This is a genomic window from Candidatus Saccharibacteria bacterium oral taxon 488 (genome assembly GCA_013099195.1).
Taxonomy (GTDB): domain Bacteria; phylum Patescibacteriota; class Saccharimonadia; order Saccharimonadales; family Saccharimonadaceae; genus Nanosynbacter.
The window spans coordinates 701,275-720,826 of the sequence record CP039999.1 but is presented as its reverse complement, the minus strand read 5'-3'; the positions used below and the strand labels follow the sequence as shown (position 1 = coordinate 720,826).

Here is a 19,552-nt window from a genome sequence, read left to right as displayed (position 1 = left end):
AGAAGCAGAAATTGCCTCAGAAATGGTAAGAACACTGGGTTTGGCCAGAGAATACCCAACTATTTTGCTACGCATCGGTTATGGGAAGCGCAGCAGGCTTATGCTAAGCGTCGAGCTGTTAAAGACGCTATCGAGTGCTAGACCGTCGTAAATTATAGATACTGTTGTGTTTGATTGGCGCAACAATATAAGTGGAGTACATCATTCTCCGCCAGGAGGGTGGTATAATTGACTATATGTCAAATATCACTGTCCAGCCCCTCCCCGGTTACAAAGAAGTCAAGCCCTTCGTCTACGCAGGCTTCTTTCCGGTGAGTAACGAAGACTATAATGACCTGAAAGAGGCTATTGAAAAGCTGAGCCTCAGCGATTCGGCGCTGCAGTTTGAGCCGGAAAATTCGCCGGTGTTGGGCTATGGTGTGCGGATTGGTTTCCTCGGTTTACTACACATGGATATTATTCGTGAGCGGCTGGAGCGCGAGTACAACCTCGATCTCATCGTCACCAACCCGAGCACGGATTATCAAGTCAGCCTGACTAACGGCGAGGAGCTGGACATCAAATCAGCTAGCGAACTACCTGACCCAGCGCAAATTACCGAGGTTCGCGAGCCGTGGATTGATGGCGAAATTGTGGTACCGCAGGACTATATCGGTGCGGTGATTCAGCTGATTGTTGCCAAGCGCGGCCGGCAGAAAAACCTTAGCTACATCGATGAGCGGGCGCTGATTTCTTTTACGGCGCCGCTGGCGAATCTACTGACGGATTTTTATGATCAGTTGAAGTCGGTAACCAGCGGCTACGGTTCGTTTAACTATGAGCTGGCGGGCTACCAGGCGGAAGATTTGGTGCGCGTTGATTTTTATGTGGCGGGCGAAATGGTCGATGCGCTGAGTGTGATGTGCCACCGCTCAGAGGCGTCAGGTTTGGGCCGCGAAATCGTCAAAAAATTGAAAGAAGTCGTACCGCGCCAGAGTTTTGAGGTGGCACTGCAGGCAGCGATTGGCGGCAGATTCATCGCCCGCGAAAACATCGGTGCTTACCGCAAGGATGTCACCGGCTATCTGTATGGTGGCGACGTCAGCCGCAAAAAGAAGCTCCTCGCCAAACAAGCCCGCGGCAAAAAGCGCATGAAACGCTTCGGCAAGGTTGACATTCCGAGTGAAGCGTTTATGGTGATGCTGAAGAGGGATTGATTATGAAGAAACCGATTATTTACATCGATATGGACGGCGTGCTGGTGGACTTTACATCGGCCTTGACGAAGGTTCCGCCCGAGATACTTGAGAAGTTTGCGGGTGAATATGACAATATTCCGGGTGTTTTTGCATTGATGGATCCGATGCCGGGCGCCCTCGAAGCGGTTGATAAGCTGAAGGAAAAGTATGATTTATACATTCTCTCGTCATCACCATGGGAAAATCCGACGGCGTTGGGCGACAAACTGGCGTGGGTGAAGAAGTATTTTGGCGGCGATGGCCAGGAAAATATTTTCTATCGTAAGGTTATCTTTTCGTCGGTCAAACAGCTGAGCCGCGGTGATATCTTGATCGATGATCGGACGGCCAGGGGTGCTGCTGAGTTTGTTGGCCGGCACATTCATTTTGGTACTCCGCAGTTTCTTGATTGGCAATCAGTGCTGGACGAGTTGCTCTAGCAGCTGAGCGGTTGGCTGCTTGAAATCACTGAGCATAACCGGTATAATGGTGACAGAATCAATCAGAGGAAGGAGAGTCATATCGACCAGCTGACCGTAACCATTTTCGGTATCGACATCTCCCAAGGGATGAGGTGGCGCTGATGAAGTTGACAAAGCTATTCAAGAAGGCTCGGCTCGGTAAACGCCGTAAGGGCGAGGTGTCAGATGTCGATACTGAAGCCCCAGTGCCGCGTCAGCGCCCGGTGGCTACTTCAGTGCCCGCCGCATCTCCCACATCACCCGCGCCACGTTCTCCTCACTCCGCTCCGGCTCGGCGTCATAGTGTTCAACGGCAAACTGTAGCCGCGCAGCCAGCTCGTCCTTCGGCTGCGTCTCGCGTTGTGCCGCCACAACCTTCTACTCAGTTACCTCGCTCGCGTTCTGTCGCTCCTCAAAAGACTCCCGCTCCCAACCCGCCGGCTAAACCTCACCCTAAAAAACCAGCAGTCTTTCATGACATTATGCCGCCGCGTGGCGTCCAGCGCTCGCGAAGCGCATCATTTACCAAGCCGTCCGTCAAGCCCCAGCCGCCAAAGCATGCCCTCTCACCGTCACGCGCTTCACTGATCAAGCCCACTGCTTCGGCGCCGGCCCCGGCCAAGCGCCCGCTCAACAAACTTTCTTCCGTCAAGGCTCAGCCAGTTAAACCGCTCTCATCACATCCGCCGCACCCGCCGCTGACGAAGCCACCGCTTTCATCTCAGCCTTCGAGCCCGACTCGTCCGCTCAATCCCGTAGCCGCTGCGTCATCTCGGCGTCCAAACCAACCATCAGTTACAGCGCCCCAAGCGGCGTCCAAACCAACCACTAGCCGCCCGCATACTAGTCCTCGTGCCAGTACGCCGCATGCTGATACGCAATCGACTGTCAAGCGCCCGCTATCCCAGCCGCACCAGCTGCCAACCCAGCCGAAATTACCGCCACAGCCAAAGGAGCTGACTCACCCGCAAGCCACCGCTCATTCCCGTGCTCATATCGCTGTGCCGTCTCGCCGCCCTCAGCTAACGCATCGTCCGCCGCATATTCGGGCGATGGACATGGTGCATAGATAGGAAGTCGTAACTGCCCGGAAGCTTAGTTAATAATCTGGTATAATACTCATATGTCAGATCTTGAACGTGTCATCAGGGAGTACCAGCCGACCGAAGCGGCCATAGCGCTAGTACGAGATACCAAAATTGCGCTGCTGACCGGTATTTCCGGCGCGGGCAAGGATACGATCAAAAGGCAGTTATTGCGATCGCCGTCATTTCGTGATATCGTGTCGCACACCACGCGGGAGCCACGGGCAAATAACGGTCAGCCAGAGCGTGACGGCGTCGATTATCATTTTATTGATCAAGCGACGGCACTGACCATGCTCGAACACCATCAGCTCATTGAGGCCAAGTTCGTCCACGGCAAGGTGTATGGTACCTCGACAGCCGAGCTGCAGTTAGCGCATGATCATCAGCAAACGGCGATCACTGATATTGACGTACAGGGCGTGGCTGAGTATGAGCAATTGGCACCGGGCTGTATTGCCATCTTTATCGTGCCGCCGGATTATCCGACATGGCTGGAGCGATTGAAGCAGCGGTATGCGACGGAAGCAGAGTTTCAAGCGGCCTGGCCGAAACGCCGCCAGTCGGCCATCGCCGAGCTCAGTCACGCGCTGGAAGTACCGTATTACCACGTGATTATCAATGATGATTTGACCCGAGCGGTGCGGGTTTGCGGCGAAATTATTGAGCGCGGTGACGTGTTTAATCGGCGTGATGACGAGGCACGGTTGATAGCACGGGATCTTCTTGATTATTTGATGGGTGAGGACACGGCCTAGATGGCGACGAAGAAGTCGTCATTTTCGCTCAGGCGACCGTTTTGGTCGTTGTCGGGGTTGCTTGACCAGATCTTTTTCTTATTAGCCGGTGCGGCGTCGTTCTGGCTGGCGTGGCTCGTGTGGCGCGAGGGCTGGCATTCGGGCGGCTGGTGGATGGTCGGGTTGTTTATAGTGGTGTGGCTGATTACGGCTTACCTGGCACTGCCGCGGCTGCATCGTATCCTGAGTAGTCTATACGTACCGAATTATTTCATCGGGCGAACGCGGACGGCGGACGGGCTGCTGGGTGATCCCGTCAATCTGGCTCTGCGCGGCTCGGAGGCACAGGTCCACCGGGCGATGACCGCGGCTGGCTGGACGTTAGCGGAGGAAATAACCGTGCGTTCATCGTGGCGGATGATGGTGGCAATATTGACGCGGCGTAGTTATCCGCAGGCACCGGTTTCGTCACTATTTCTATTTGGGCGGCGGCAAGATTTTGCCTACCAGCAGGAGGTTGACGGTAATCCCGGCAAGCGCCATCACGTGCGTTTCTGGCGTTGCCCACAGGGCTGGCTGCTGCCGGGCGGTCATCGGGTGGATTGGCTGGCGGCGGGAACGTACGACAAGAGTGTCGGCCTTAGCTTGTTTACCCTGCAAATTACCCATAAGATTGACGAGAACACCGATATCGAGCGGGATTATATCGTCCAGTCGGCCTTGAAAGCGCGCGCCTCGATCGAGGTGACCACCTTGAAAGACTTTTCCACCGGGTATCATTCGCGTAACGGTGGCGGCGACACCATTCAGACCGATGGCGATCTGCCAGTGCTTGAGGTCGGGCGAGTGCGCGCCAACAAGTCATTGATAGAGGAGCGCGACGAGGTGATTCTCGATGCTACTTCGCATGAGGTGATGCCAGTAGCACACGATACATTGATACAGCAATTTTGGAGTCGGCGGCCGCCACAGATTGCGTTTGGCGTGGTGGCGATGTTTGCGGCGCTGGCGGTCAGTATCATCAATACCGTTGTTGAATTACTTGCGATTGACCAATTTCATAGTCAGACGGTGGCTGAACTGATGGTGGATGGTCAGGTGAATGACGCGGCGGTGATTGCTAATTGGCTGATTGGTTCGTCAATTGTCCTCGGCGCAGTGTGGGTGATTGTCACCGTCGTACTGGTCAGTCGGACATTTAGCGGTAGCAATCGACTACGGCTGGTATTGATGATGTTATCCGGGCTGGCAGTTATCGCTAATTCATTCACTCTGACTATCGGTAAGATAACCTGGTCGACAGCCAGTACGCTGTTGTTCATCGGGCTGAATATTGTAGCGGTGCTAATGTTTTCGTCAGACGCCGCCAGGCGATTTACGCGGGCGCGTAGCCAGGCCAGGCGCGCAGTAAAGGCACGTTAGCACTCGCTTGCGATGAGTGCTAGATTCATGCTACAATGAGCCTATGACCGAACGTCAACAGGCGATTTTAGCCGCCATCATTGAGCAATATGCCGAGATTGCGGCGCCAGTTGGCAGCGTGACGCTGGCCAAGTTGTTTGGCGTGTCCAGCGCCACTATTCGCAGCGAAATGGCTAAGCTCGAGGAGATGGGGTTCATTGAGGCTCCTCATACCAGTGCTGGTCGCATTCCGACTGATAAGGGCTATCGCTTTTATGTCAATGGCATCACCAATGCGCAGATGACGGAGCTGCCGAGTAGCATCGATCGCAGTGCGAGAGCGATCGAAGCGCATGTTAATTCGCACGTTGATACGTCCGACCGGGCAATTCGCAGCGCGGTTGATAGTCTGGTTGAACTGACGGGCAATTTTGGTTTCGCCTCATTTGGCGATCATCTATACATGAATGGTATGACGCAGCTGTTTTCTCAGCCGGAATTTATTGAGGGCGATCACGTGCAAGCGATCGCCAGGCTGATTGATAACATTGAGCCGTGGCTACGTGAAGCGGCACCAAATGAGCCCTTGAATGTATTTATCGGCAGCGAAAATCCGATTGGTAAAAGCTCTGGAGCAACGTTGATTATTAGTAGGTTTTGTTCAAAGTTTAGTAATAATAGTTACATCGGTGTGATCGGCCCGACGCGGCAAAATTATCGCCGAACGATGGAGCTGGTTAGGCGAACCGGTGCGATGTTAGAGGAGGTATTGTAATGGCTGAATGGATTGGCGGACTACTGAGCGGCTTGCCAACGTGGCTAGTGGTGATTATTTTGATTATTATTTTCATAGCTATGATCGTGCTCTTCCCCTGCACATATGGCCACGAGCCGTTTTGGCCGTTCAGAAGGAGGAAAAAATGACAAAGAATAAAGCTAAGAAAACTGAAGATTTAGAGCAGCAATTGGGCGAGTTGACGCTGGATTTGCAGCGGACGCGGGCGGATTTCGAGAATTATCGCAAGCGTGTGGAAGCGGAGAAGCAGTCAGCGCACCAAATGGGCCAGGCGAAGTCGGTGATGAAACTATTGCCAGTGATCGATACGATTGAACGAGCGATCGCTAACGTACCAGAGGAATTGCAGGATAACGCGTGGGCCAAGGGTGTGGCGGGCCTGAATAAACAGCTCGACAAACAGCTGAAAGAAATCGGCCTCGAGAAAATTAACGCTAAACCTGGCACATTATTTAATCCTGAGCTGCATCAAGCCGTTCAATTTGATGAAGAAGCCGAAGGCGACAAAGAAGTGATCGCCGAGGAACTCCGTGCCGGCTACACGCTAGACGGCGTAGTGATTCGCGACGCGATGGTTAAGGTGACGCGCCAGTCATCGGAATCACCGCAGACGAATGTCAGGGTAAACACTGACACATCAGAGAAATAACTGGTTGTCACAAAATAAATTAGCACTCTTGACACGGGAGTGCTAATTATTTATACTGAAATAGTTGGCACTCGTTAATAAAGAGTGCTAAAATGGATATAAGCAAAAACCAGATGTGATCAAAACAAGAAAGGGGAATCATATGGGTAAAATTATCGGAATCGACCTCGGTACAACCAACAGCGCCTTTGCGTACATGCTGGCGGGTAAGCCGGAAGTCATCGCTAACGCCGAAGGTAATCGTACCACGCCATCAGTGGTGGCGATTAATAAAAAGGGCGAGCGTTTGGTCGGGCAAGTGGCGCAGCGTCAGCGTGTGACTAATCCAAAGAACACAATTTATGGTGTCAAGCGCTTTATTGGCCGTAAGTTTGATGACAAAGAAGTCCAAAAAGACCGTGGCCTCATGCCGTTTAAGATCGTCAAGAAAGGTGCGGGTGTGGCCGTGGAAATGGGTGGCAAGGAATACGCGCCAGAAGAAGTTTCGGCCATGATCCTCGGCAAAATCAAAGCTGATGCTGAAGCGTTCCTGGGCGAAAAAGTCACCGAAGCCGTCATCACCGTGCCAGCCTACTTTGACGATTCGCAGCGCCAGGCGACCAAGGATGCTGGTAAAATTGCTGGCCTGGAAGTCAAGCGCATCATCAATGAACCGACGGCCGCTGCTTTGGCGTACGGCCTGGAAAAAGGTAAAAATGACGAAACTATCGTGGTGTTTGACCTTGGTGGCGGTACCTTTGACGTTTCCGTCCTGGAGCTTGGTGACGGCGTGTTTGAGGTGAAAGCGACCAATGGTGACACCCACCTCGGTGGTGAGGACTTTGACAATGTCATCGTCAACTACTTCCTGGATGACTTTAAGTCTAAAGAAGGCATTGACCTACGCAAAGACAATGCAGCCATGCAGCGCCTAAAGGATGAGGCTGAAAAGGCTAAGAAGGAGCTATCAACAGTCACTGAATACGAAGTTAATATTCCGTTTATTACCGCTGACGCTGACGGGCCAAAGCACTTTGAATTGAGTCTAACGCGGGCGAAGTTGGAAGATTTGGTGAAAGATCTGTTGGCGCGTCTTGACGGTCCAGTTGAAAAAGCACTCAAAGACGCTAAATTGTCAAAATCTGACATCCAAAATGTTGTTATGGTTGGCGGTATGACCCGGATGCCAGCAGTGGTCGAGCGGGTGAAGAAGCTGTTCGGCAAAGATCCAATGCAAGGTGTTAACCCAGACGAAGTGGTGGCTGTCGGTGCAGCTATTCAGGGCGGCGTGTTGGCAGGCGACGTCAAGGATGTGCTGCTGCTGGACGTGACGCCGTTAAGCCTTGGTATTGAGACAATGGGCGGTGTGTCGACCAAGCTGATCGAGCGTAACACCACTGTACCAACCAGCAAGAGCGAAGTGTTCTCGACGGCTGCTGACAATCAGCCGCAAGTGGAGATTCACGTCTTGCAGGGTGAGCGCGAATTCGCCAATGACAACAAGAGCTTGGGTCGATTTGTGCTTGATGGTATCGCGCCAGCACCGCGCGGCGTGCCGCAGATTGAAGTAACGTTTAACATCGACGCCAACGGTATCCTTAATGTTACTGCCAAAGATAAAGGCACTGGCAAGGAGCAATCAATTACCATCCAAAACTCAGGCAACATGAGCAAGGAAGATATCGAAAAAGCCCAGAAAGAAGCCGAACTCCACGCTGACGAGGACAAGAAAAAGCGCGAAACCGTTGACGCTAAAAACCAGCTAGAAAACGCTATCTATCAGGCAAAGAAAATGCCAGATGAGTTCAAGGATAAGATTTCTGAGGACGACAAGAAGGCGATTGACGAAGCGGTCAAGGAAGCGGAAAAGCATAAAGACGCTGACGATAAAGACGAGCTAGAAGCGGCAGCCAAGGCCCTGCAGGACGCCATCATGCCAATTGGCGCCAAAATGTATCAGCAAGCTACTGAGGACAACAAGGCTGATGAGTCGAAGGACGACAAAAAGTCTGACAAAGACGAGCCAGTCGAGGGAGAGGTGGTTGACGAGAAATAACAGAGTCTGATGTAGGCTAATATAATACCCCAAGTCTCCGGGGTATTATATTTTTCGCTGGACGACACAGTTGAGTGGTGGAATTTTGGTAGTCGGCGGCGTACGATCAACTACGACAAGATCTCGGACAAGGTGAGCGGTAAAAAGTTGATTAATCGCATAGATCATTGCATCTGTATAGCGCTTCTCATCTGGCGGCGGTTGGTAGTTAGGATGGCTAAAACCAGGCGTTACCCAACAGGCGCTAACCTGCACATGACGAGTATCTTCACGCAGAAGAGATGGTGCTACGACCATGTCGGCGCAGATTAATGATTGAGTTGAATATGGCTGCTGGAGTGTCTGAGTGGTTAGGGCGGGCCGAAAATTACCCTCTTCACTGAGCGTAAGAAGCCATTTTCGCGACTTTGTTTCATATTGACCATTGCTGATATTCAGAAGAGTGTTATACGGCAATTCCGTATCATCACAAAAAATGGGTGTGCCGACCACGAAGTCGGCATTGGGTAGATCGTGTGAAATCTCACATAGCTGCAAAATCCTCTTGCCACTTTCTCAAACGGTATATCAGTAATGGTTATCAATTCTGGACTAATGACTTGTCCTGAAACTTTGCTTGGCAAATTTTCGATATGATCTAGATAATCTTCCCATGTCTGAGCTGATACACCTGTCACTGGTTCACCGTCTGAGTTGGTGAAATTAAACACCCCATTCTGGCGATACCAGGTGATTTCAAGATCGGGACGAGGCATTGTGCGGAAGATCATAGTAACTAAATATAACAATAATATATAGTATGTCAAATCACAACTATTACTAAATACAGACTGGGCTAAAGAAAGGTCAGCGTAGAAGGGCCCTATGTCGCTTGAATATCGTCACCATGCTCCAATAAATCACTATACGAGCCAACCACTAAATCCATAGCCTTGATACCAAGCTCACGCATGTAGTATGAGCATTGGTCCTCCAGCTCCTTGGCGTTTCGTTTGCCATCGGTGTCGATGGCTTCAATTTCGACAAAATTCCCGAGGCCCTGAACAGTGTCGATATGAAACTTGACATTATCGATGAAGTAAATCTCGCGCTGCTTATCGACGATGACACGCACACCAAGCGCCGCTGTTAGCACCTCACCAATAGTTGAGTCCGGTGCTACGGGTGACAAGTTGATGGTCGATTGTTTTGGCCCGTCGGTGTCCGCCCGCTGATAAAAGATAAGGTTATTTTCGATCGGCCCCTGGCGCAATTTCAGGCGCCCCTCGGGTACATCAAAATACGTGTCGATTTGATGATCCGTCCCCTTAAAGTCTGCGCCATGCTCACGTAGATAGTGGCGCACCGCCTCTTGATCGGCACACCGAGCCTTGATTTCTGAATTGATAATTGCTGTCTGTTTCATAACACCTCCTCTATGCTCAGTATAGCATGGTCAAGGCTAGCACTCTTGCATGTCGAGTGCTAAAAGCGTATAATAAACATATATGAGCAAGCGCGATTATTATGAAGTGTTAGGCGTGTCGAAAACCGCCTCTGAGGATGAGATCAAGAAGGCTTTTCGCAAGGCAGCGGTCAAGTACCACCCCGACAAAGAAGGCGGTGATGAAGCCAAATTCAAAGAGGTCAATGAGGCGTATGAAGTCCTAAAAGACAAGCAAAAGCGCCAGCGTTACGACCAGTTTGGTCATGCGGGTGTCGGCGGCGCAGCAGGCGGTGGCTTTGGCGGTAATCCGTTCGAAGGATTTGGCGGGTTTGGCGGCCAAGATATCCACTTTGATTTTGGTGGCGGCGGTTTTGGCGACATTTTCAGTCAATTTTTCGGTGGCGGCGCGACTAGTTCACAGGGTGGTGCGCGGCGTGGTCGTGATGTTGAAACTAATGTGACTCTGAGTTTTGAAGAGGCGGTGTTTGGCGCAGAAAAGAATCTCAACGTGACCTTGGACACCGAGTGCAAACATTGTCATGGCGATGGCGTCGAGCCAGGCCATAGTCTAAAAACCTGCGATGACTGCAAGGGTTCTGGTCAGCAGACTCGCGTCATGAACTCGATTTTTGGACAAATTCAGCAAGCAGTCACTTGTCCAACCTGTCATGGTCGCGGTAAGGTCCCGGAGCAAAACTGTTCAGTCTGTGGCGGCAAGGGTACAACTCGCCAGCGCCAGGAGATTACGGTCAAGATCCCAGCCGGCATTGATGATGGCGCGACGATCCGCCTGCGTGATCGCGGTGAAGCAGTTCAGGGCGGCCCGCGCGGCGATCTATACGTTCACATTCGTGTCAAGGCGCATAAGAAGTTCACTCGTGAAGGCGACATTATCCTGTCAGAAGAGCATATCTCGATGGTTGAGGCAGCGCTGGGAACGGAAATTGATGTCGAAACTGTGGACGGCACGGTGCGAATGAAAATCCCAGCCGGCACCCAGTCGGGGACTGATTTTAAGTTATCAGGCCACGGCGTGCCACACTTACGCGATGACTCGCGTGGCCCGCACATTGTTGGCGTCATCGTTGATACGCCAACCAAACTGAGCAAGAAGCAGCGTGAACTACTGGAACAGTTTGATGGTGCGAGGAGGCGCGGACTGTTTTCGTAATGCGTACTTGCTTTTTTACATAAATATGCTATCATGAAAAAATGAGTATAGTGCTCGAAATGGTACCGCGTCAACTGCGAACGATTGAAGAGATTATTAATCCTCACAATCTTCCTGAAGCCGGGTTTCAGTCGTATACAGAACTTGTTAATAATGCGCTCGATCAGCGAGAGGACTTTATCGCTGGGAAGTTTCGTAATCCTCGCTTTGAACACCGGCGTCTTCGCGATATGTCGGCACTAGATAAGGGTGTTATAGCACTTGGTCGAGCTCGTGAAGAGGCGACTGATCGTGAGCTTGACTCAGTATTCCGTGAGGCGATTGGTTCGTCGCTTGCGTTTCGCATGGCGGAAATGGAATATGTGAAGTTGCTCGGTCAGCTAGAGTTTTTACATCATGAAGGGGGAAATCAAGAAGAGTTGAGTGAGGTGCAGGAGCAAGCTCGACAGCTTGGTCATGAATTATACGGTCAGCCGCAGCCAGAGATTCGTGATGCGGCGCTTAATGAGCTGTGGAATATACTAGACAGCAAAACCTATCACCCGACCGCACAGGTTTTGTACGATGAGTTAGCGAATGGCTTTACCTGGCAGGGTCAAGAGATGTCGGCGATGCTCCGTGCTGAAGATGATGAAGCACGACTTCCTCGCTTTGAGGATAATCAGGCATTGGAGTGGGCTGGTGAGCAGATTATTGAGCACAATGCTGATATTCAGGCGCTGGTGCAGGAGTTATGGGGCCAGAAAGTCAAAGAATGTGGTGAAGAATATGTATGCGGTCCAGCTGATATCGTCGAAGCGTTTCAAGCAGTGATCAATCTGCGCGACCCTGATCATACCAGCGGCGTAACGGTGAAGCTAGTAGAAAACAAGACTGCGCTATCTTGGGAATCTCCAGAGATGGCAGTGGTGGTTGGTGGGAAGCGAGCGCCGATCAAGACAAGTGATGAGCTGTTTCGTAAGGTACTACACGAATTTGGAGTACATGGGCAGCGTTCAATCAATGGACTGAAGACAAAGCTACCGGTCCTCGGGATGGGTTTGTTCACTGATACTCCACGACCAGATTACCTGACCTTTGAAGAGGGGCTGGCGACGACGGTTGAGGAAATGATTGGTGATACTGTGCCGAAATGGACAGCTGCAAAACTTGGCCACTACATTAATATCTCGCTGGCGGAGCAGGGTGCAGATTTTCGCACGGTGTTCGAGACAGCGTGGCGATATCGTCTACTTGGGAAGTTAAAGGATAATCAAGAGGTGACGCAGGAGATGATAGATAAAGAGCAGCGAATGGCATATGGGTCCTGTGTAAGGATCTTCCGTGGCACGCAGCCTGATATGGCGGACCGCCAGCCTGGGGTAGCGCTGCTAACCTTTAATAAAGACCTCGCTTATCTTGAGGGGCGTGTTCTGGCAATGCGACATTTGGAGAGTCTATACGCTAATCAGGACGTTGATGGAGCTACTCGTCTCTTTGCTGGTAAGTATGATCCAACCAACCCCAAGCAGCAAGAGTTGATGATGAGGGCGCTTGCGGCGTAGGTACAAGAAGAGTATTCTCATATAAGATAATAGAGGTACTATCACTGTATGACAAATTAGCTACAAGGGACATCACTTGCAATCTATAATGAACTAAAGAAGCGCAGTATCCCGGTAGCCGGCTATAAATCCGGGGGGACGTCGTGTATAGCGTTTCGTTACGCAGGCCGCATGCGATTTATAATGGGCAGCTCACCAGATATGTCTAATGGTACTAGCCGATCAATTTCTGATAACAAAGAGCTGACTGATAAGCTTTTGGTGCAATCGGGTGAATTTGATCAATGGTTAGCGTCTTCAATGGTAGTGGGCGACGCGGCTGCTGCTGAGCAGTTTTTAAAAGAGCAGAGTGTGGTATGGTGAAGCCTATTGATGCCGCACATAGTAATGGGGTAACGACAAATATCCGCCATATAGATGAATTGCAAGGGCAGTCAAGCGAGCGCAACAATACGCAAGGAAAGAGGGTGTACTGCTGCAGCGTCACATTGAGGGAAATGATTATCGGCTTATCGTGATAGATAGTGAGGTGGTTGCGGCAATTCAGCGCTGTCCCGCAGAAGTCTGGGGCGATGGGGTGCATATAACTCGTGAGCTGATTGACCTGGATAATATGACAAATCCTCGTTGCGGTCAGCTACCTCATGAAAAGTCCATGAATCTAATTGACCCAGAGGCCGTGCGGGCTTTTTGAGCGATGTTGAGTTGCGATGTATTCCATCCGATGGGACACGAGTACAAGTAACTGGTGTAGCGAATATTTCTAGTGGTGGCTATGCGCTAGAGTGCCTCAATAAAGTACCGAATGAAGTGAAGCAGATGGCTGTGCGAGTTACTGAATACTTCGGCCTGTTTATCTGCGGTGTTGACATTATGGCTCCCGATAATTTCCAAGGGGCGAAGTTAATTGAAATAAATGCATCCCCGGGCCTTATGCCGTACTATGATCCACTTGTCGGCATGCCTGCTAATGTTCCGGCTGTCTACGTCGACAAGCTTCTGGCTGCCTACAAACGAGCAGCTTCGTAGCTTGACTGATGTAGGTTTTTAGATTATAGTATATGGTGCATGACAGCACAAAAAACCATCATTGGTCGAAATGTGAAGGTGGACTTTGGTCGGCGGGCGGTTAATGTGCCAGCTAAAGTTGACACAGGTGCAGACGGCTCATCAGTGTGGGCAAGTAATATCCGCGTTGATAAAGACGGTGTCTTGAAGTTCTCGCTATTTGGTAAAGGCTCACCGTATTATAACGGCAAGGTGTTTCGGCGTACCGATTATTCGGTAGCGATGGTTAAGAGCGCCTCTGGCCATGAAATTATAAAATATCGGACACATTTTACCATTATATTGGCTGGCAAGAAGATTAAAGCGTTATTTAGCCTGTCTGATAGGGCTGTGCATAATTTTCCAGTGCTAATTGGACGACGGACATTAAGCGGTAAGTTTTTGGTTGACGTAAGTATGAATGAAGTAAGGAACCAGAAGAAATCACAGACTATAAGGCTAAATAAAGAACTAGCTAAAAATCCTCACAAGTTTTATAAAAAATACCATAAACCAAAGGATACGTAGTTATGAATATTGCGATTCTATCTAACGGTAACATCAACTACTCCACCCTCCGCCTCAGAGAAGAGGCCGAAAAACGTGGCCATCAAATTAAAGTTATCAAGTATAAAAATTGTTATGTGTCAATTGATGAGCGGCATCCAAAGGTTATTTATCGCGGCAGGGAAATCGGTAACTTTGACGTGTTCATTCCGCGGATTGCTAGCTATATGACGCGCTACGGGACGGCAGTGGTGCGGCAGCTGGAGATGGCGAATCCACAGGCATTTTTTATGAATCGGTCTATCGCCATCAGTCGTTCGCGCGATAAACTACGATCGGTGCAGCTGCTGGCCCGGGCTGGGGTGTCGATCCCAAAGACGGTGTTCTCGCGCAATGAAACGGATATCGATGTACTGCTGGATGAGATTGGCGGTACGCCGGCGATCATCAAGTTGGCGCGCGGGACACATGGCAATGGTGTGGTACTGGCGGAGACAATTAAAGCCGCTAAGTCGGTTATGCAAGCGTTTTACCTCAGTGATTCTGACGGCACAAACGTGCTATTACAGGAATTTATCAAGGAGTCGGCCGGCACCGATATTCGGGCATTTGTGGTCGGTAGTCAAGTGGTGGCTAGTATGAAGCGGCAGAGTTTGGATGATGATTTTCGCAGCAATTTGCACAAAGGCGGCGAGGGGACGGTCGTTAAGTTGACGCCGGACGAGCAAAAAATGTGCGTCAAGGCCGCCAAGGCGATGGGCTTGGTGGTAGCCGGCGTTGATTTTATGCGCTCGAACCGCGGCGCGCTGGTGCTGGAGGTGAACGCCAGTCCAGGATTTGGCATCGAAAAAGTCACGGGCCGCAATGTAGCTGGTCGGATTATTGATTATATTAATCGCAACGCCAAGCGTGGCAACAAAAAAGATAAAGTCGGCGCCTGAAGATAAACTTGCTATAATGGGAGTATGAATGCGAAGTCGGTGTCGATAGTGCAGCGGATCATCGTTTGGGTGATCGTGCTCGGCGTGTTGACCGGGATCGGCTACGGCGTATGGGCGGTGGCGCGCCAGATGAATAAAACGTACACGACTGTTGATATTGGTAAGGGTACATTTCGAGTAGAGGTCGCTGATACGGACGAGACGCGGGCGCGGGGCTTGGGCGGTCGGCAGGAGCTGGGTAAGAGCGAGGGGATGTTGTTCGTGGCCGAGAAAGACGGTGATATACCAATTTGGATGAAGGATATGCGCGTCCCGATTGATATTATCTGGCTAGATGCCAAGAAAAAGGTCGTGCACGTCAAGCGTGATGTCTGGCCTGACAATGAGCCGCATGAGGTATATCACACGCCAGTTCCGGCGCGGTACGTGTTAGAGCTGTCGGCGGGTAGTGCCAAGGAGCATGGTATCAAGCCGGGCGTCACTGCGCGGTTTAGTGCGGGGGCGCAGCGATGAGCATGGTGTTGTTTGGCGGCGTGGCTGTGGCGGTGACGGCGTTAGCGTTCGTGTTAAACCGGCGATTTGGCATGTTGGCGCTGTCGCTGGCGGCTGGTGCACTGCTGGCGGAGTTATGGGCAGAGTGGTTGGCTGGGGTGATTGGCGGACTAGGCGTCGGTAACGTGGCGGGATTGCCGAACGGTGTTGTAGCAACGATCATCCTGACGGTGGGGCCGCTGGTGCTATTATTAGTTACTGGGCCAAAGGGGCCTGGCAAGTTACTGCGGCTAATCTCGGCAGTGCTAGTCGGCGTGCTAGCAGCGGCGGTGCTAGTGCGGCCACTGGGCAAGTTTATGACCTTGGACGCTGAGGCGATGAAGACGTACAAATTGCTGAGCGACTGGTGGCGCTATGCGGCGACCGTCGGACTGGTGGCGGGGCTGCTTGACATGAGCTTGCCGCTTCGGGCCAAGGCGCCCGCTGCCAAGAAAACAAAGCGTTGAAAATGCCGCTCCTCTGTGATAAAATGTGAAAAGTCGCGTTCTCGCTTCGTTGCGCTGCGCGTCATGTGCGGGCCCATAGCTCAGTTGGTTAGAGCACCTGCCTTTTAAGCAGGGTGTCCCGGGTTCAAGCCCCGGTGGGCCCTCCAAGTGGAGTACAATCCTAGTTCATGAACTAGGATTTTTTATTGTATCCATTTCAGGTGATTTGATGTAAGTCTGGCCGCACTTCGCGTATACTAACTATATGAAGTCTCTCGGCCTCACCCAGCGTTTGCATGTGTCGTGGCTGTTGGCGGCGGCTGGTGTCGGCATCGTCATCGGTGTTATCAGCGTGATGCGAGCGCCGTACGGGCTGTTTGCTGGTTGGATGTGGTTGGGGGCGGGAATGGTATTGGCCCTAGCGTCGCTCGTTGGGGCGCGGCGCTGGCTGATCATAGTGGCTCTAGTCGGTGGGGTGCTGGTTGGGCTGTGGCGAGGCAGTGTGGGGCAGATTGGCCTGGAGCACTATCAAACGCTGATCGGCCAAACGGTGCGGCTGAGCGGGCGGGTGCTGGAAGATCCTGATGTTGATAAAAAGGGGCAGACAGTGCTGCGGTTGGGTGACATCGTGAGTAACGATCGGCGGCTGCCTGGCAGTGTCTGGGTAGTGACGAGACATAGCCAGGCGATTAAACGCAGCGACGTGGTCACCGTGCGGGGTGTGCTGAGCGATGGGTTTGGGGCGTTTGCGGCGCGGATGTCCAGGGGAACGGTCGAGCGAGTGACGCGCGAGCAACCGGGCGATGTGGCGGTGGGCGTCCGGGATTGGTTCGCGGAGCGGGTACGACGGTACGTGCCGGAGTCGGAGGCGGCACTGGGCCTCGGGTTCTTGATGGGTTTACGGCGGGCATTGCCGCTGGAATTGATGACGGCGCTGCAGGTTGCGGGTTTGACGCACGTTATCGTGGCCAGCGGCTATAACCTGACGATTTTGGTGCGGCTGGCGCGGCGACTGTTCATCAAAGTGTCGAAATATCTGGCAGCACTGAGCGCTGGTGTGATGATCATTGGCTTTATGGCGATGACCGGCCTCAGTCCGAGCATGTCGCGGGCCGGGCTGGTGGCGGGCCTCAGCCTAGCCGCGTGGTATTATGGCCGGACGATTCATCCGTTGGTGCTGCTACCGGTCGCTGCGGCGATGACGCTACTTATCAATCCGCAGTTTGGCTGGAACGACCTTGGTTGGCAATTGAGCTTCGCGGCGTTTAGTGGGGTGATTATCCTGGCGCCGCTACTGCAGCGATACTTTTTTGGTGCGAAGCCGCCCGGGGTGATCCGGCAGATTATCGGCGAGACGGTGTCGGCCCAGATCATGACGTGGTCGCTCTTGGTGGCGTCATTTGGCGTGATCAGTAACGTGGCGCTGATCGCGAATGTGCTCATTTTGCCATTGGTGCCGCTGGCGATGCTGCTGACCTTTGTGGTTGGTGTGTGCGCGGATGTGTCGGTGGTGGCTGGACTCGTCGCCGCGCCGACGACGTGGCTGCTCCAGTATATGGTCGGCGTCGCCACGTGGCTGGCGGGGCTGGACTGGGCGCAGCTAGAGGCGAATTTGAGCTGGCTGTGGGTAATCATTACCTACCTTATCATTGTCGGGGCAATGTGGTGGATGCGGCGACAGACCGGGCTGCGGCTGCGTGAGAGTAATGTGGTTGAGTAGCCGTGGACGATTATGGCAGGCTGCCGATCTCGCTCATGCTTGAGGAAACCTGATGCATGTACTACTATGGGTTTATTCAGCTAATCCCTCGGGGTGAGTGAGCACGGGTTCGGGTTTAGCCCTCGGGTAGCGGCTGGTGAGGCAACTAACATTACTTATTGTGGAGGAGTGAAATGGGCAAAAGAGGCATACGAGATATTCTGAGTGAAACACAGGATAGCATTTCATGTATTGAAGAGGATACTCGGGAGCAGGTCGAGGCGCTTATGGAACGATATGAAAAGGATAAAAAGCGTCGTATGAAGGTGGGGAATCAAGCGCTACAAAGTGCGGTGATAACTGATCTGGCACCTAAGCATGAGCGGCTTGAATTTGCCGTAAAAGAGATAGATACAGACATTGGTAAATTGCTCGGTCAGCTAGTAGCGCTAAGGCATAACAGAATTAAGACCTCTGAGGAGATCGAAGAAGAGACAGATCCCCTATGTGTTGATTTGTCATTTTTGAGGTTTGCGCTAGGCGTCACCAAATCTGTAAGGTATGAACTGGGTGAGCTAATGAAAAAGCTAACACAGGGCATAGGAGAAGCCGATTTGGCTTGGTATAATGATCCTAATAATAGTCGTTCAAAATATTATTCAGTGCCAACAATTGATGAGAGGTTGCGTGAAGAAGAGGAGGGAGATTTTCCGGACCGCTATGGCTACAGCAGGACAGTTCCTATACTCTATCTTGGTAAAGAGTTCGAAGAGCTTAACTTCGAAAGGCCCGGAGAGTGGAATGAAGACGAGGATCGTAGTAAGGCTGAAGAAAGGATTGCCTGTAAGTTAGCAAAATTCACTAAGCAGGGCTTGATACCATCGGTTTCTATTAGGCTATACCCGGACTCGCCATACGGTTTTGACTTTCCCCGTTATTTTGAGCGGCCTTTTGACAAGCTTAGCTCAGATAGCTGTTTCGTCGTAGTCGCAGAGGCGGAATGCTTCTGACGTACAGACCTCAATAGCTTTGAGGGTGCAGACTAGCCTGATAGTTAACCCATCGCCCATTTTCTGCTATACTAAAAGAAACGAATTTTCTGGAGGCATAGACACATGGCAGGACACAGTAAATGGGCGACCACGCACCGGCAGAAAGCGATTGTTGATGCGAAGCGTGGCGCGATTTTCACCAAGTTGGGTAACCAAATTGCGATCGCTGCGCGCGGCGGCACTGATCCGACACTAAATGCAAGTTTGGCAATGGCCATCGAGAAAGCCAAGGCCGCTAACATGCCAAGCGCCAACATCCAGCGGGCGATTGACCGCGTGGCGGATAAAAGCGCGGCGGCACTGGAAGAAATTACCTATGAAGGTTACGGCCCGGGCGGTGTCGGCATCATCATCGAGACAGCGACCGACAATCGCAACCGCACCTTGCCGGAAGTGAAAACCGCGCTAGTGAAGAACGGCGGGCGCATCGCTGACGCTGGCAGCGTGGCGTTTCAGTTTACTCGTAAGGGTGTGATCACCGTGGAAGGCACGGGCGAAGAATTGCTCCTGCAAGTGCTGGATGCTGGTGCCGAAGATGCGGTCGAGGAGGACGGCGAGATCATTGTTTACACGGAGTTGAAAGATTTGGCGAGTGTCAGAAATCAGTTGGTTGAGCAGGGCTTGAAGGTAAAAGACGCCGAGCTGCGCTACATCGCTAATACGCCGGTCGAGATTGCCGATTCGGAAACCGCGCAGAAATTGATGAAGGTGGTTGATGCGCTGGACGACCTGGACGACGTGGTGAATGTGCATACTAATGCCGATATCACTGCGGAGTAATCTTCGCTCAGGCTATACATTGACTAT

The 19,552-nt window shown here is 51.9% G+C and carries 22 protein-coding genes and 1 tRNA gene; 21 read left to right on the top strand and 2 right to left on the bottom strand.

What is annotated here, in order from left to right:
- Positions 1-236: 236 nt before the first annotated feature.
- The 8 genes from FBF28_03860 to dnaK all read left to right on the top strand — a co-directional run bounded on the left by FBF28_03860 (position 237) and on the right by dnaK (position 8,381).
- On the top strand, positions 237-1,196 hold the full coding sequence (locus FBF28_03860; protein QJU08670.1) for a GTP-binding protein LepA: 960 nt from the start codon (positions 237-239) through the stop codon (positions 1,194-1,196).
- Between the two features lie 2 nt (positions 1,197-1,198).
- A complete protein-coding gene (locus FBF28_03855; protein QJU08669.1) occupies positions 1,199-1,657 on the top strand; it encodes a hypothetical protein in 459 nt (152 codons plus the stop codon).
- A gap of 503 nt (positions 1,658-2,160) precedes the next feature.
- On the top strand, positions 2,161-2,751 hold the full coding sequence (locus FBF28_03850) for a hypothetical protein (protein QJU08668.1): 591 nt from the start codon (positions 2,161-2,163) through the stop codon (positions 2,749-2,751).
- Between the two features lie 50 nt (positions 2,752-2,801).
- Complete coding sequence (locus FBF28_03845; GenBank protein ID QJU08667.1) at positions 2,802-3,521, top strand: hypothetical protein; 720 nt, start codon at positions 2,802-2,804, stop codon at positions 3,519-3,521.
- Positions 3,522-4,922: a hypothetical protein gene (locus tag FBF28_03840; GenBank protein ID QJU08666.1), complete on the top strand. Its 1,401-nt coding sequence runs from the start codon at positions 3,522-3,524 to the stop codon at positions 4,920-4,922.
- A gap of 43 nt (positions 4,923-4,965) precedes the next feature.
- Positions 4,966-5,676: a transcriptional regulator gene (locus FBF28_03835; GenBank protein ID QJU08665.1), complete on the top strand. Its 711-nt coding sequence runs from the start codon at positions 4,966-4,968 to the stop codon at positions 5,674-5,676.
- Positions 5,677-5,683: 7 nt separating this feature from the next.
- Positions 5,684-6,346: a nucleotide exchange factor GrpE gene (locus FBF28_03830; protein ID QJU08664.1), complete on the top strand. Its 663-nt coding sequence runs from the start codon at positions 5,684-5,686 to the stop codon at positions 6,344-6,346.
- 142 nt (positions 6,347-6,488) lie between these two features.
- The gene (gene dnaK / locus FBF28_03825) at positions 6,489-8,381 is read left to right on the top strand and encodes a molecular chaperone DnaK (GenBank protein ID QJU08663.1); all 1,893 of its coding nucleotides are present in this window, start codon (positions 6,489-6,491) and stop codon (positions 8,379-8,381) included.
- 434 nt (positions 8,382-8,815) lie between these two features.
- Here the strand turns inward: dnaK and FBF28_03820 are convergent, their stop codons facing one another.
- A complete protein-coding gene (locus FBF28_03820) occupies positions 8,816-9,151 on the bottom strand; it encodes a hypothetical protein (protein ID QJU08662.1) in 336 nt (111 codons plus the stop codon).
- Between the two features lie 92 nt (positions 9,152-9,243).
- Positions 9,244-9,786 (bottom strand): CYTH domain-containing protein, encoded by a 543-nt coding sequence (locus FBF28_03815; protein ID QJU08661.1) that lies wholly within the window; start codon positions 9,784-9,786, stop codon positions 9,244-9,246.
- Positions 9,787-9,868: 82 nt separating this feature from the next.
- Here FBF28_03815 and dnaJ point away from each other — a divergent pair, with 82 nt between their 5' ends.
- The 13 genes from dnaJ (at position 9,869) to FBF28_03750 (ending at position 19,525) form a co-directional block, all read left to right on the top strand.
- Positions 9,869-10,978 carry a molecular chaperone DnaJ gene (gene dnaJ / locus FBF28_03810; protein ID QJU08660.1) on the top strand — a complete coding sequence of 370 codons (1,110 nt, stop codon included), beginning with the start codon at positions 9,869-9,871 and terminating at the stop codon, positions 10,976-10,978.
- 41 nt (positions 10,979-11,019) lie between these two features.
- A complete protein-coding gene (locus tag FBF28_03805) occupies positions 11,020-12,522 on the top strand; it encodes a DUF1704 domain-containing protein (protein QJU08659.1) in 1,503 nt (500 codons plus the stop codon).
- 171 nt (positions 12,523-12,693) lie between these two features.
- Complete coding sequence (locus FBF28_03800) at positions 12,694-12,885, top strand: hypothetical protein (protein ID QJU08658.1); 192 nt, start codon at positions 12,694-12,696, stop codon at positions 12,883-12,885.
- Positions 12,886-13,036: 151 nt separating this feature from the next.
- Positions 13,037-13,216 (top strand): hypothetical protein, encoded by a 180-nt coding sequence (locus FBF28_03795; protein QJU08657.1) that lies wholly within the window; start codon positions 13,037-13,039, stop codon positions 13,214-13,216.
- Positions 13,213-13,551, top strand: a complete 339-nt coding sequence (locus FBF28_03790) for a hypothetical protein (GenBank protein ID QJU08656.1) — start codon at positions 13,213-13,215, stop codon at positions 13,549-13,551. The genes FBF28_03795 and FBF28_03790 overlap by 4 nt, the downstream gene beginning before the upstream one ends.
- Before the next feature lie 39 nt (positions 13,552-13,590).
- Positions 13,591-14,097, top strand: a complete 507-nt coding sequence (locus FBF28_03785) for a hypothetical protein (protein QJU08655.1) — start codon at positions 13,591-13,593, stop codon at positions 14,095-14,097.
- A gap of 2 nt (positions 14,098-14,099) precedes the next feature.
- Positions 14,100-15,017: a RimK family alpha-L-glutamate ligase gene (locus FBF28_03780; protein ID QJU08654.1), complete on the top strand. Its 918-nt coding sequence runs from the start codon at positions 14,100-14,102 to the stop codon at positions 15,015-15,017.
- A 24-nt stretch (positions 15,018-15,041) separates the two neighbouring features.
- Entirely contained in the window at positions 15,042-15,530 is a 489-nt protein-coding gene (locus FBF28_03775) for a DUF192 domain-containing protein (protein ID QJU08653.1), read from the top strand.
- Positions 15,527-16,015, top strand: coding sequence for a hypothetical protein (locus tag FBF28_03770; GenBank protein ID QJU08652.1), 489 nt, complete (start codon positions 15,527-15,529; stop codon positions 16,013-16,015). The genes FBF28_03775 and FBF28_03770 overlap by 4 nt, the downstream gene beginning before the upstream one ends.
- A gap of 69 nt (positions 16,016-16,084) precedes the next feature.
- Positions 16,085-16,161, top strand: a tRNA-Lys gene (locus FBF28_03765).
- Between the two features lie 98 nt (positions 16,162-16,259).
- Entirely contained in the window at positions 16,260-17,714 is a 1,455-nt protein-coding gene (locus tag FBF28_03760; protein QJU08651.1) for a ComEC family competence protein, read from the top strand.
- Positions 17,715-17,887: 173 nt separating this feature from the next.
- On the top strand, positions 17,888-18,703 hold the full coding sequence (locus FBF28_03755; GenBank protein ID QJU08650.1) for a hypothetical protein: 816 nt from the start codon (positions 17,888-17,890) through the stop codon (positions 18,701-18,703).
- Between the two features lie 105 nt (positions 18,704-18,808).
- The gene (locus FBF28_03750) at positions 18,809-19,525 is read left to right on the top strand and encodes a YebC/PmpR family DNA-binding transcriptional regulator (protein ID QJU08649.1); all 717 of its coding nucleotides are present in this window, start codon (positions 18,809-18,811) and stop codon (positions 19,523-19,525) included.
- Positions 19,526-19,552 lie beyond the last annotated feature (27 nt).